Origin of the sequence: Streptomyces sp. NPDC006435 (assembly GCF_040612315.1) — a bacterium.
Taxonomy (GTDB): Bacteria; Actinomycetota; Actinomycetes; order Streptomycetales; family Streptomycetaceae; genus Streptomyces.
On record NZ_JBEXPY010000002.1, the window covers coordinates 59,158 to 71,770 of the forward strand.

A 12,613-nucleotide genomic window follows, 5' to 3' on the forward strand; every position below is an offset into this window, starting at 1 on the left:
AACGTCCCCTTACAGCTTCATCAGGCTGGCGTCGTCGACCGAGGCCGAGTGGCGGGAACGGAACACCGACACGATGATCGCGAGCCCCACCACGACCTCCGCGGCGGCGACGACCATCGTGAAGAAGGCGATGATCTGGCCGTCGAGGTTGCCGTGCATCCGGGAGAAGGTCACGAGTGCGAGGTTGCAGGCGTTGAGCATCAGCTCCACGCACATGAACAGCACGATCGCGTTCCGTCGGATCAGCACCCCGGACGCACCGATGGTGAACAGCAGGGCGGCGAGATAGAGGTAGTTGACCGGATTCACTTGGCGACCTCCTCTTCGTCGGCCCGGTCGGATTCACCGGTGCGGCCGGGCTCGGCGGCCCGGCCGAGCCGCTCGCCGGAGCGCTGCTCCAGCGCCTTGAGCCGGTCCAGCGACTCGTGCGACACATCGCGGATCTGACCGCGGTCGCGCAGCGTCCGCATGACGGTGAGATCGGACGGGGTGCCGTCCGGGAGCAGCCCCGGGATGTCCACGGCGTTGTGCCGGGCGTACACGCCGGGCGCGGGCAGCGGCGGCAGCTGCGTGCCGCGCACCCGCTCCTCGGACAGCTCCCGCTGGGTCCTGGCCCGCTCGGTGCGCTCCCGGTGGGTGAGCACCATCGCGCCGACCGTGGCCGTGATCAGCAGGGCGCCGGTGATCTCGAAGGCGAAGACGTACTTGGTGAAGATGAGGCTGGCCAGCCCCTCCACGTTCCCGCCGTGTGCGGTGTTGGCGGTGCCCAGCCCGTTGAAGCTGTTCAGCGAGGCGTTGCCGATGCCGGCGATCAGCAGGACGCCGAAGCCGAGGCCGCAGCCCGCGGCCAGCCAGCGCTGCCCCTTGAGGGTCTCCTTCAGCGAGTCGGCCGCGGTGACGCCGACGAGCATGACCACGAAGAGGAACAGCATCATGATCGCGCCGGTGTAGACGACGATCTGGACGATGCCCAGGAAGTACGCGCCGTTGGCCAGGTAGAACACCGCCAGGACGATCATGGTCCCGGCGAGGCTCAGCGCGCTGTGCACGGCCTTCTTCATCAGTACGGTGGACAGCGCCCCGATCACGGCGACGACGCCCAGCACCCAGAACTGGACGGCCTCGCCGGTCGAGGCCGCGGCGGCCAGGGCGGTCATGCGTCCACCCCCCGCGCCGAGCCGTTGCTCTCGTGGGCGTCGTCCGAGGGCTTCTCGCCCTTGGAGACCGCGGTCTGACGCTCCGTGCCGGGGGCGGCGCCGGAGACCAGGCCCCGGTAGTAGTCCTGCTCGTCCATCCCCGGGTAGATCGCGTGCGGGGTGTCGACCATGCCCTCCTCCAGGCCCGCGAGGAGCTCGTCCTTGGTGTAGATGAGGCTCTCGCGGGTGGTGTTGGCGAGCTCGAACTCGTTGGTCATCGTGAGCGCCCGGGTGGGGCACGCCTCGATGCACAGCCCGCAGAGAATGCAGCGCGCGTAGTTGATCTGGTAGACGCGTCCGTAGCGCTCGCCCGGGGAGTAGCGCTCCTCGTCGGTGTTGTCCGCGCCCTCCACGTAGATCGCGTCCGCCGGGCAGGCCCAGGCGCACAGCTCGCAGCCGACGCACTTCTCCAGGCCGTCCGGGTGGCGGTTGAGCTGGTGCCGGCCGTGGAAGCGCGGCGCCGTCACCTTCGGCGTCTCCGGGTACTGCTCGGTCAGCCGCTTCTTGAACATGGCCTTGAAGGTCACGCCGAAGCCGGCGACGGGGTTCTGGAACTTCTCCGAGGATTCCGAGGATTTCGAAGACCCCGAGGACTCTGACGAATCAGACACCGTCCGTCTCCTTTCCGTCACTCGCGTGCTCGTCACTCTGAGTATCCGACCCGCCACTGACAACGAGCTCCCGCTCGCCCCGCGGCCTGCGGCGCGGCACCGGCGGCAGGGTCTGGCCCGGCAGCGGCGGTACGGGGAATCCGCCCGCCATCGGATCGAACTCCGGCTCCGGGCCCGCCTTCTCGGCCTCCACCCGGACCTTCCTGTCGCGGAAGACGTCGACGACGAAGGAGATCAGCAGGATCGCGAGCACGGTGCCCGCCACGTACAGCACGATCCGGGAGAAGTCGTAGCCCTCGTTGCTCAGCGCCCGCACGGTGGCGACCATCATCAGCCAGAGCACTGAGACCGGGATCAGGACCTTCCAGCCGAGCTTCATCAGCTGGTCGTAGCGGACGCGGGGCAGCGTGCCGCGCAGCCAGATGAAGAAGAACAGCAGCAGCTGGACCTTGATGACGAACCAGAGCATCGGCCACCAGCCGTGGTTCGCGCCCTCCCAGAAGGTGCTGATCGGGTACGGGGCCCGCCAGCCGCCCAGGAAGAGGGTCACCGACACCGCGGAGACCGTCACCATGTTCACGTACTCGGCGAGCATGAACATCGCGAACTTGATCGACGAGTACTCGGTGTTGAAGCCGCCGACCAGGTCGCCCTCGGACTCCGGCATGTCGAACGGGGCCCGGTTGGTCTCGCCGACCATCGTGACGATGTAGATGATGAAGGAGACCGGCAGCAGCAGGATGAACCAGCGGTCCTCCTGCGCCTCCACGATCTTCGAGGTCGACATCGACCCGGAGTAGAGGAAGACCGAGGCGAACGCGGCCCCCATCGCGATCTCGTAGCTGATCATCTGCGCGCAGGAGCGCAGACCGCCCAGGAGCGGGTACGTCGATCCGGACGACCAGCCCGCCAGCACGATGCCGTAGATCCCGACCGAGGCGACCGCGAGGATGTAGAGCATCGCGATCGGCAGGTCGGTGAGCTGCATCGTCGTGCGGTGTCCGAAGATCGAGACCTCGTTGCCGGACGGGCCGAACGGGATCACGGCGATCGCCATGAACGCCGGGATGGCGGCGACGATCGGCGCGAGCACGTACACGACCTTGTCGGCGCGCTTGACGATGACGTCTTCCTTCAGCATCAGCTTCACGCCGTCGGCCAGCGACTGGAGCAGGCCCCAGGGCCCGTTCCGGTTGGGGCCGATGCGCAGCTGCATCCAGGCGACGACCTTGCGCTCCCACACGATGGAGAAGAGCACCGTCACCATCAGGAACGCGAAGCAGAACACGGCCTTGATGCCGACGAGCCACCACGGGTCGGTGCCGAACATCGACAGGTCCTCGGCGGCGAGCACGGCACCGTGCGGCGCCGCGGCCAGTTCAGCGAAGGCACTCACGCCCCCACCTCCGATGCGGTGTCGTGGGAGCCCGGTGCGGCGGGGCCGATCCGGACCAGGCCGCCGGGCCGGGCGCCGGTGTCGGCCGGGACGCCCCGCCCGACGGAGTTCAGCGGCACCCAGACCACCCGGTCCGGCATGTCGGTGACCTTCAGCGGGAGTTCGACGGCGCCCGCGGGGCCGGTGACGGCCAGCAGGTCGCCGTCCTTCACTCCCGTCTCGGCCGCGGTGGCGGCGGAGAGCCGGGCGACCGCGGCGTGCCGGGTGCCGGCCAGCGCCTCGTCGCCCTCCTGGAGGCGGCCCAGGTCGAGCAGCATCCGGTGGCCCGCGAGGACCGCCTCGCCGGTGCCGGGCCTGGGCAGCGGCCGCGCCGTCTCGTTCGGGTCGTCGGCGTGCGCACCGGTCCAGCCGCCGAGCCGGTCCAGCTCGCGGCGCACGGACCGCAGGTCCGGCAGCGCGAAGCGGGCCGGTCCCTCGGCGTCCGTGACCCCGGCCAGTGCGTCGGCCAGCATGTGCAGCACCCGGGCGTCGGTCGGCGCGAGGGTGCGCGTCATCTGCTCGGGCTTCAGCGCCGCCTCGAACATCCGCGCCCGGCCCTCCCAGTTGAGGAAGGTGCCGGACTTCTCGGCCACCGCGGCGACCGGGAGGACCACGTCGGCGCGTTCGGTGACCTCGCCCGGCCGCTGCTCCAGCGAGACCAGGAAGCCGACCTCGTCGAGCGCCTCCAGGGCGCGGGCCGGGTCCGGCAGGTCCCTCGGCTCGACCCCGGCGACGAGCAGCGCGCCCAGTTCGCCGGTGGCCGCGGCCTCCACGATCTGGTCGGTGTCGCGTCCGAAGCGGGACGGGAGTTCGCCCACGCCCCAGACGGCCGCCACCTCGTCCCTGGCCCGCGGGTCGGTCGCCGGCCGGCCGCCGGGCAGCAGCGACGGCAGCGCGCCCGCCTCCACGGCACCGCGTTCACCGGCCCGGCGCGGGATCCACACCAGCGCGGCCCCGGTCGCGGTGGCGGTCCGCACCGCGGCGGTCAGGGCGCCGGGCACCGCGGCGAGCCGCTCGCCGACCACGATCAGGGAGCCCTCGCCGCGCAGCGCCTCGGCCGCCACGGCTCCGTCGCCGTCGAGGCCGACGCCGCCCGCGATCGCGTCCAGCCACTCGGTCTCGGTGCCGGGGGCGGCGGGGAGCAGCGTGCCGCCCGCCTTCTCCAGGCCCCGGGTGGCGTGCGAGGCGATGGCGAAGGTGCGCTGTCCGTGCTTGCGCATCGCCTTGCGCAGCCGCAGGAAGACGCCGGGCGCCTCCTCCTCCGACTCGAACCCGGCCAGCAGCACCGTCGGGGCCTTCTCCAGCGAGGTGTACGTGACCCCCGTGCCGTCCAGGTCCCGGCCGCGTCCGGCGACGCGGGCGGCCAGGAAGTCGGCCTCCTCGTTGCTGTGCGCGCGGGCCCGGAAGTCGACGTCGTTGGTGTCCAGCACGACCCGGGCGAACTTGCCGTACGCGTAGGCGTCCTCGACGGTCAGTCGGCCGCCGGTGAGCACCCCCGTCCGGCCGCGCGCGGCGGCCAGTCCGGTGGCGGCGGCGGCCAGCGCCTCGGGCCAGCTCGCCGGTTCCAGGACCCCGTCCGCGTTGCGCACCAGCGGGGTGGTGAGCCGGTCGCGCTGCTGGGCGTAGCGGAAGGCGAAGCGGCCCTTGTCGCAGACCCACTCCTCGTTGACCTCGGGGTCGTCGGCGGCGAGCCGCCGCATGACCTTGCCGCGCCGGTGGTCGGTGCGGGTGGCGCAGCCGCCCGCGCAGTGCTCGCACACCGACGGCGAGGACACCAGGTCGAAGGGGCGGGAACGGAACCGGTACGCCGCCGAGGTCAGCGCCCCGACCGGGCAGATCTGGATGGTGTTCCCGGAGAAGTACGACTGGAACGGGTCGCCCTCGCCGGTGCCGACCTGCTGGAGCGCGCCGCGCTCGATCAGCTCGATCATCGGGTCGCCCGCCACCTGGTTGGAGAACCGGGTGCAGCGCGCGCAGAGCACGCAGCGCTCGCGGTCCAGCAGCACCTGGGTGGAGATCGGGACGGGCTTCTCGTAGGTGCGCTTCTTCCCCTCGAAGCGGGAGTCCGCGTCGCCGTGCGACATCGCCTGGTTCTGCAGCGGGCACTCGCCGCCCTTGTCGCAGACCGGGCAGTCCAGCGGGTGGTTGATGAGCAGCAGCTCCATCACACCCTTCTGCGCCTTCTCGGCGACGGGCGAGGTCAGCTGCGACCTCACCACCATGCCGTCGGTGCAGGTGATGGTGCAGGACGCCATCGGCTTGCGCTGGCCCTCGACCTCGACGATGCACTGGCGGCAGGCACCGGCCGGGTCGAGGAGCGGGTGGTCGCAGAAGCGCGGGATCTCGATGCCGAGGAGTTCGGCGGCCCGGATGACCAGGGTGCCCTTGGGCACGCTGATCTCGATGCCGTCGATGGTCAGCGTGACCAGGTCCTCGGGCGGGATGGCCGCCTCGCCGCCCCCGGAGGGCGCACTCGTGGTGACTGTCATGCGTTCACCCCCTGGTGAGCGTTCTTGTCGTCGGCCCACGCGGTGGACCTGGCGGGATCGAAGGGGCAGCCCTTGCCCGTGATGTGCTGCTCGTACTCCTCGCGGAAGTACTTCAGCGAGGAGAAGATCGGCGAGGCGGCACCGTCACCGAGGGCGCAGAAGGACTTGCCGTTGATGTTGTCGGCGATGTCGTTCAGCTTGTCGAGGTCGCCCATCCGGCCCTTGCCCGCCTCGATGTCGCGGAGCAGCTGGACGAGCCAGTACGTGCCCTCGCGGCAGGGTGTGCACTTGCCGCAGGACTCGTGGGCGTAGAACTCGGTCCAGCGGGTGACGGCGCGCACGACGCAGGTGGTCTCGTCGAAGCACTGGAGCGCCTTGGTGCCGAGCATGGAGCCGGCGGCGCCGACGCCCTCGTAGTCGAGGGGGACGTCGAGGTGTTCGTCGGTGAACATCGGGGTGGACGAGCCGCCCGGGGTCCAGAACTTCAGCCGGTGCCCGGGGCGCATGCCGCCGCTCATGTCGAGCAGCTGGCGCAGCGTGATGCCGAGCGGGGCCTCGTACTGGCCGGGGCTCGCGACGTGCCCGCTGAGCGAGTACAGCGTGAAGCCGGGGGACTTCTCGCTGCCCATCGACTTGAACCAGTCCTTGCCCTTGTTCAGGATCGCGGGAACCGAGGCGATGGATTCGACGTTGTTCACCACTGTGGGGCAGGCGTACAGACCGGCGACCGCGGGGAAGGGGGGTCGCAGCCGGGGCTGGCCGCGGCGCCCTTCGAGCGAGTCGAGCAGTGCGGTCTCCTCACCGCAGATGTACGCGCCGGCGCCCGCGTGCACGGTGAGTTCCAGGTCGAGCCCGGAGCCCAGGATGTCCTTCCCGAGGAAGCCCGCCTCGTACGCCTCGCGCACGGCCTCGTGCAGTCGTCGCAGTACGGGGACGACCTCGCCGCGCAGGTAGATGAAGGCGTGCGAGGAGCGGATCGCGTAGCAGGCGATCACGATGCCCTCGATGAGGCTGTGCGGGTTGGCGAACAGGAGGGGGATGTCCTTGCAGGTGCCCGGTTCCGACTCGTCGGCGTTGACCACCAGGTAGTGGGGCTTGCCGTCGCCCTGCGGGATGAACTGCCACTTCATCCCGGTGGGGAAGCCCGCGCCGCCGCGGCCGCGCAGGCCGGAGTCCTTGACGTAGGCGATGAGGTCGTCCGGTGCCATGGCGAGGGCCTTGCGCAGTCCCTCGTACCCCTCGTGGCGCCGGTAGGTCTCCAGGGTCCAGGACCCGGGTTCGTCCCAGAAGGCGGAGAGGACGGGGGCGAGGAGCTTCTCCGGGCTGCCCCCGTTGCCGCTTCCGTTGTCGTTGATCTCGGTCGCCAACGTCATCACTCCCCCTCCTCGGCGATCGGGCCGGCCGGGTGGTCCGGGTCGGAGGCCGAGGTCTGCTGCGGTGCGTCGTGCGAGCTGAGGTGCTCGGACGGCGACGGGTCGTGGGGCCGGGCGCCGGTGGGGCGTTCGCCGCGCGGGGCGACGACGCGCGGGTGCGGCTCCTCGCCCCTGGCGAGCCGGAGGCCGATCAGCGAGGCGGGACCCGCGCCGCCGGACGCCTCGACGGCGCCGGGGCGCTCGTCGGGGAAGCCGGCCAGGATGCGGGCGGTCTCCTTGTAGGAGCACAGCGGGGCGCCGCGGGTGGGTTCGACGGTGCGCCCGGCGATCAGGTCGTCGACCAGGCGGGTCGCGCTCTGGGGCGTCTGGTTGTCGAAGAACTCCCAGTTGACCATCACCACGGGGGCGAAGTCGCAGGCCGCGTTGCACTCGATGTGTTCAAGGGTAATCTTCCCGTCCTCGGTGGTCTCGTCGTTGCCGACGCCGAGGTGTTCCTTGAGCCGGTCGAAGATGGCGTCGCCGCCCATCACCGCGCACAGGGTGTTGGTGCAGACACCGACCTGGTAGTCGCCACTGGGCCTGCGCCGGTACATCGTGTAGAAGGTGGCGACGGCGGTGACCTCGGCGGTGGTGAGGCCGAGCACGTCCGCGCAGAACGCCATGCCGGTGCGGGACACGTAGCCCTCCTCGGACTGCACCAGGTGCAGCAGGGGCAGCAGGGCGGAGCGGCTGTCGGGGTAGCGGGCGATCACCTCCTCCGCGTCCGCTTCGAGCCTGGCGCGCACCTCGGCCGGGTAGGCGGGGGCGGGGAGCTGCGGCATCCCCAGACTGACTTCCTGACGTGCTTCGGTCACCGGTCGACGCCTCCCATCACGGGGTCGATGGACGCGACGGCGACGATGACGTCGGCGACCTGGCCGCCCTCGCACATCGCCGCCATGGCCTGGAGGTTGGTGAAGGACGGGTCGCGGAAGTGGACCCGGTAGGGGCGGGTGCCCCCGTCCGAGACGACGTGCACGCCGAGCTCGCCCTTGGGGGACTCGACGGCGGTGTACGCCTGCCCGGCCGGGACCCGGAAGCCCTCGGTCACCAGCTTGAAGTGGTGGATCAGGGCCTCCATGGAGGTGCCCATGATCTTCTTGATGTGGTCGAGCGAGTTGCCCAGGCCGTCCGGGCCGAGCGCGAGCTGCGCCGGCCAGGCGATCTTCTTGTCGGCGACCATCACCGGTCCGGGGGCGAGCCGGTCGATGCACTGCTCGACGATCCGCAGCGACTGGCGCATCTCCTCCAGGCGGATGAGGAAGCGGCCGTAGGCGTCGCAGCTGTCGGCGGTGGGGACGTCGAACTCGTAGTTCTCGTACCCGCAGTAGGGGTCGGTCTTGCGCAGGTCGTGCGGGAGTCCGGCGGAGCGCAGCATCGGGCCGGTGACGCCGAGCGCCATGCAGCCGGTCAGGTCGAGGTAGCCGACGTCCTGCATGCGGGCCTTGAAGATGGGGTTGCCGGTGGCGAGCTTGTCGTACTCCGGCAGGTTCTTCTTCATGGTCTTCACGAACTCGCGCAGCTGGTCGATCGCGCCGGGCGGCAGGTCCTGGGCGAGTCCGCCGGGCCGGATGAACGCGTGGTTCATGCGCAGGCCGGTGATCAGCTCGAAGAGGTCGAGAACGAGTTCACGATCGCGGAAGCCGTAGATCATGATCGTGGTGGCGCCGAGCTCCATGCCGCCGGTGGCGATGCACACCAGGTGCGAGGAGATCCGGTTGAGCTCCATCAGCAGCACGCGCAGGACGCTGGCCCGGTCGGGGATCTGGTCCTCGATGCCGAGGAGCTTCTCGACCCCCAGGCAGTACGCCGCCTCGTTGTAGAACGGCGTCAGGTAGTCCATGCGCGTGACGAAGGTGGTGCCCTGGGTCCAGTTCCGGAATTCGAGGTTCTTCTCGATGCCGGTGTGGAGGTAGCCGATGCCGCAGCGGGCCTCGGTGACGGTCTCGCCGTCGATCTCCAGGATCAGCCGCAGCACCCCGTGCGTGGACGGGTGCTGGGGACCCATGTTGACGATGATGCGCTCGTCGTCGGACTTGGCCGCGGACTGGACGACCTCGTCCCAGTCGCCGCCGGTGACTGTATATACAGTCCCCTCGGTCGTGTCGCGGGCATCCGAGAGGGGCGTCCCGGAGGGCTCCGACGCGGTGCGGTGGGGGTGTGGAGTAGACATCAGGAGTACGACCTCCGCTGGTCCGGAGCCGGGATCTGGGCGCCCTTGTACTCGACGGCGATGCCGCCGAGCGGGTAGTCCTTGCGCTGCGGGAAGCCCTGCCAGTCGTCCGGCATCATGATCCGGGTGAGGGCGGGATGCCCGTCGAAGACGAGCCCGAAGAAGTCGTAGGTCTCGCGCTCGTGCCAGTCGTTGGTCGGGTAGACCGGCACCAGGGACGGGACGTGCGGGTCGCTGTCCGGGGCCGACACCTCCAGCCGGATCAGCCGGCCGTGCGTGATCGAGCGCAGGTGGTAGACGACGTGCAGCTCCCGGCCCTTGTCGCCTGGGTAGTGGACACCGCTCACCCCCGTGCAGAGCTCGAAGCGCAGTGCCGGGTCGTCGCGCAGGGTGCGGGCGACCGGGACGAGGTGTTCGCGGGCGATGTGGAAGGTGAGCTCGCCGCGGTCGACGACGGCCTTCTCGATGGCGTTGGCGGGCAGCAGGTCCTGCTCCTCCAGGGCCCCTTCGAGCTCGTCCGCGACCTCGTCGAACCAGCCGCCGTACGGCCGGGAGGCGGCGCCCGGCAGGGCCACGGTGCGGACGAGGCCGCCGTAGCCGGAGGTGTCGCCGCCGTTGTTGGCGCCGAACATGCCCCTGCGTACGCCGATGACCTCGCCGCCCTCGTCGCGCGGGGCGGGCACGCCGTTGCCGTCGCGCTCCTCGTGGTTGTGGCTCTCGCTCATCGCAGCAGCCCCTTCATGTCGATCAGGGGCAGCGCCTTGAGTGCCGCTTCCTCCGCCTCGTGGGCGGCCTCCTGCGCGTTGACCCCGAGCTTGGAGCCCTGGATCTTCTGGTGGAGCTTGAGGATCGCGTCCATCAGCATCTCGGGTCGCGGCGGACAACCCGGCAAATAGATGTCAACCGGAACAATATGATCAACACCCTGAACAATGGCGTAATTGTTGAACATTCCGCCCGACGATGCGCAAACCCCCATGGAGATCACCCACTTGGGGTTGGGCATCTGGTCGTAGACCTGCCGCAGGACGGGAGCCATCTTCTGGCTGACCCGTCCTGCCACGATCATCAGATCCGCCTGACGCGGCGATCCGCGGAAGACCTCCATCCCGAAACGGGCCAGGTCGTAACGCCCGGCTCCGGTCGTCATCATCTCGATGGCGCAGCAGGCGAGGCCGAAGGTGGCGGGGAAGACGGAGGACTTCCGTACCCAGCCGGCGGCCTGCTCGACAGTGGTCAGCACGAAGCCGCTGGGCAGCTTCTCTTCGAGTCCCATGGTGTGCCCCTCAGCCCCTCAGTCCCATTCCAGGCCGCCGCGACGCCATACGTACGCGTAGGCGACGAAGACGGTGAGCACGAAGAGCAGCATCTCCACGAGCCCGAAGATCCCCAGGGCGTCGAAGGTGACCGCCCAGGGATAGAGGAAGACGATCTCGATGTCGAAGACGATGAAGAGCATCGCCGTCAGGTAGTACTTGATGGGGAAGCGGCCGCCTCCGGCCGGCGTGGGAGTGGGTTCGATGCCGCACTCGTACGCTTCGAGCTTCGCCCGGTTGTACCGCTTGGGGCCGATAAGCGTGGCCATGACCACGGAGAAGATCGCAAACCCTGCCCCGAGGGCGCCGAGCACGAGGATGGGCGCGTAGGCATTCACGCTCCTCGCTCCTTCCAGTCGTCCTTGACCGTTGGACCGCATCGGGCGACCGGCTCACCACCCCAGCAAGATCGTGCACATGTGAGGCAGTTCACAAGCCCGACTGCCCCGCATCCTATGCCCGTCATCCTGTGATCTGCGACACGGGGTACAGCAACGTCTTTGTGATCTCCACCACCTGACGAAGGATCATGAAGTCGGATGAGCGGTGATCTTCACACGTGAAGCGGTCGAGTGATCACGAGACGTGACATCCGGTGCTGTTACCGCTGGTCAAACAGGTGTCGCACTATCAAGAGATGGCCCTGCCAAGCAAATTGGAGATGGACGGCCAGGAGTGATAGAGGAGTCCGACGATCCACGACCCCGATCCGACCCCGCGGCCCCGATCCGGCACCCCGGAGCCACCGCCCTCCATCCGAGGAACCCGACCCCACCCGAGCGAGGGACCGGAAAGGCGCGAAGTGGACACATGCGAGCATGTGCGATTTTCGGAGCGAACAGGACATCACCCGCCACCCGGCGCCGCCCTGAGGGTCCGTCGCACGCGCGGGGGCCGCACCGCGACGGACATGTGACCTGCATCACACCGTCAGGGCCCCGACAAAAGCGGGCTTGGCCATCGGTACGAACGGATGGTAGGTGGCGGGCAATTCGGGCGTATTGCCGAAAGTCCGTGTTCACAGCCGTGATCACCCATGCCCGTTTTGACCGTTACGGCGTCAATAAGAGCCACCGGAAAGCGGATTCACAGATTCCGTACGTAACTGTGTCGCAACACACGTTTCTTGATGGGAGCCCCGTGGCCTGATAGCGCTAGTACTCATGTCCCACACCGCTCACATACCCAGCCACCGGAAGCCCCGCCGAAACGCCCCGAAGACGGCGCTGCGGGCCGGAGTTGCCGGTGGCGTCCTCAGCACCATCGCGGTCGCAGGCGCTGCCGGTCCGGCCCAGGCCGAGCCGGTGACCCAGACCATCGAGATGCCCACCATCACCTCCGGGCTCTCCACCGCCGTGGCCGCGTCCGCCCAGGCCACGCAGCAGGTCGCCCAGGACCTGCAGACGCAGGCCCAGCAGGACGCCGCGGCCGCCAGCGCGGCCAAGGACGCCAAGAAGGCCAAGGCCGAGGCGGTCCGCAAGGCGGAGGCGAAGAAGAAGGCCGAGGCCGCCGCCAAGGCCAAGGCGGAGGCCGCCGAGCGCGCCTCCCGCACCGCCGAGCGCACGACGCTCAGCGCGAGCTCCGGCTCCTCCTCCACCCCGTCCTACTCGTCGTCGAACGCGACCGGCTCCGCAGCGGCCGTCATCGCCTTCGCGAAGGCGCAGCTCGGTGACGCGTACGTGCTGGGCAGCACCGGCCCCAGCTCGTGGGACTGCTCCAGCCTCGTCCAGGCCGCGTTCCGTTCGGTCAACATCGACCTGCCGCGCGTCTCGCAGTCCCAGTCCGTCTCCGGCACCCAGGTCTCCCTGAGCAACCTCCAGCCCGGCGACATCCTGTACTGGGGCGGCGCGGGCAGCGCGTACCACGTCGGGATCTATGTGGGCGGCGGCGAGTTCGTCGGTGCGCAGAACTCCAGCACCGGTGTGGTGCAGCGCCCGCTGTCCTACGACCCGCCGTCGGGCGCGGTCCGCGTTCTCTGATT

12 protein-coding genes are annotated in these 12,613 nt (G+C 69.6%); 1 reads left to right on the forward strand and 11 read right to left on the reverse strand.

Annotation, left to right across the window (positions count from 1 at the left end; all coding sequences use genetic code 11):
• Positions 1–9: 9 nt before the first annotated feature.
• From nuoK to ABZZ04_RS02465, 11 genes are read right to left on the reverse strand one after another with little or no spacing between them, the layout of a single operon-like run.
• Positions 10–309 carry an NADH-quinone oxidoreductase subunit NuoK gene (gene nuoK / locus ABZZ04_RS02415; protein WP_356930318.1) on the reverse strand — a complete coding sequence of 100 codons (300 nt, stop codon included), beginning with the start codon at positions 307–309 and terminating at the stop codon, positions 10–12.
• The gene (locus ABZZ04_RS02420) at positions 306–1,157 is read right to left on the reverse strand and encodes an NADH-quinone oxidoreductase subunit J (RefSeq protein WP_356930319.1); all 852 of its coding nucleotides are present in this window, start codon (positions 1,155–1,157) and stop codon (positions 306–308) included. Before ABZZ04_RS02420 ends, nuoK begins: the two co-directional genes overlap by 4 nt.
• On the reverse strand, positions 1,154–1,807 hold the full coding sequence (gene nuoI / locus ABZZ04_RS02425) for an NADH-quinone oxidoreductase subunit NuoI (RefSeq protein ID WP_356930320.1): 654 nt from the start codon (positions 1,805–1,807) through the stop codon (positions 1,154–1,156). Before nuoI ends, ABZZ04_RS02420 begins: the two co-directional genes overlap by 4 nt.
• Positions 1,800–3,203 (reverse strand): NADH-quinone oxidoreductase subunit NuoH, encoded by a 1,404-nt coding sequence (gene nuoH / locus ABZZ04_RS02430; RefSeq protein ID WP_356930321.1) that lies wholly within the window; start codon positions 3,201–3,203, stop codon positions 1,800–1,802. The genes nuoI and nuoH overlap by 8 nt, the downstream gene beginning before the upstream one ends.
• Positions 3,200–5,731 (reverse strand): NADH-quinone oxidoreductase subunit G, encoded by a 2,532-nt coding sequence (locus tag ABZZ04_RS02435; RefSeq protein ID WP_356930322.1) that lies wholly within the window; start codon positions 5,729–5,731, stop codon positions 3,200–3,202. The genes nuoH and ABZZ04_RS02435 overlap by 4 nt, the downstream gene beginning before the upstream one ends.
• The gene (gene nuoF, locus ABZZ04_RS02440; protein ID WP_356930323.1) at positions 5,728–7,104 is read right to left on the reverse strand and encodes an NADH-quinone oxidoreductase subunit NuoF; all 1,377 of its coding nucleotides are present in this window, start codon (positions 7,102–7,104) and stop codon (positions 5,728–5,730) included. Before nuoF ends, ABZZ04_RS02435 begins: the two co-directional genes overlap by 4 nt.
• Positions 7,104–7,925 (reverse strand): NADH-quinone oxidoreductase subunit NuoE, encoded by an 822-nt coding sequence (nuoE, locus tag ABZZ04_RS02445; RefSeq protein WP_356930646.1) that lies wholly within the window; start codon positions 7,923–7,925, stop codon positions 7,104–7,106. Before nuoE ends, nuoF begins: the two co-directional genes overlap by 1 nt.
• Before the next feature lie 29 nt (positions 7,926–7,954).
• Positions 7,955–9,316 (reverse strand): NADH-quinone oxidoreductase subunit D, encoded by a 1,362-nt coding sequence (locus ABZZ04_RS02450; protein ID WP_148838610.1) that lies wholly within the window; start codon positions 9,314–9,316, stop codon positions 7,955–7,957.
• Complete coding sequence (locus ABZZ04_RS02455) at positions 9,316–10,041, reverse strand: NADH-quinone oxidoreductase subunit C (RefSeq protein ID WP_356930324.1); 726 nt, start codon at positions 10,039–10,041, stop codon at positions 9,316–9,318. The genes ABZZ04_RS02450 and ABZZ04_RS02455 overlap by 1 nt, the downstream gene beginning before the upstream one ends.
• Positions 10,038–10,592: an NADH-quinone oxidoreductase subunit B gene (locus tag ABZZ04_RS02460; protein ID WP_148838608.1), complete on the reverse strand. Its 555-nt coding sequence runs from the start codon at positions 10,590–10,592 to the stop codon at positions 10,038–10,040. Before ABZZ04_RS02460 ends, ABZZ04_RS02455 begins: the two co-directional genes overlap by 4 nt.
• Before the next feature lie 18 nt (positions 10,593–10,610).
• On the reverse strand, positions 10,611–10,970 hold the full coding sequence (locus tag ABZZ04_RS02465; protein WP_003992243.1) for an NADH-quinone oxidoreductase subunit A: 360 nt from the start codon (positions 10,968–10,970) through the stop codon (positions 10,611–10,613).
• Positions 10,971–11,795: 825 nt separating this feature from the next.
• On the opposite strand from ABZZ04_RS02465, the gene ABZZ04_RS02470 reads away from it, so the two are divergent.
• Positions 11,796–12,611: a C40 family peptidase gene (locus ABZZ04_RS02470; protein ID WP_356930325.1), complete on the forward strand. Its 816-nt coding sequence runs from the start codon at positions 11,796–11,798 to the stop codon at positions 12,609–12,611.
• Positions 12,612–12,613: the final 2 nt, after the last annotated feature.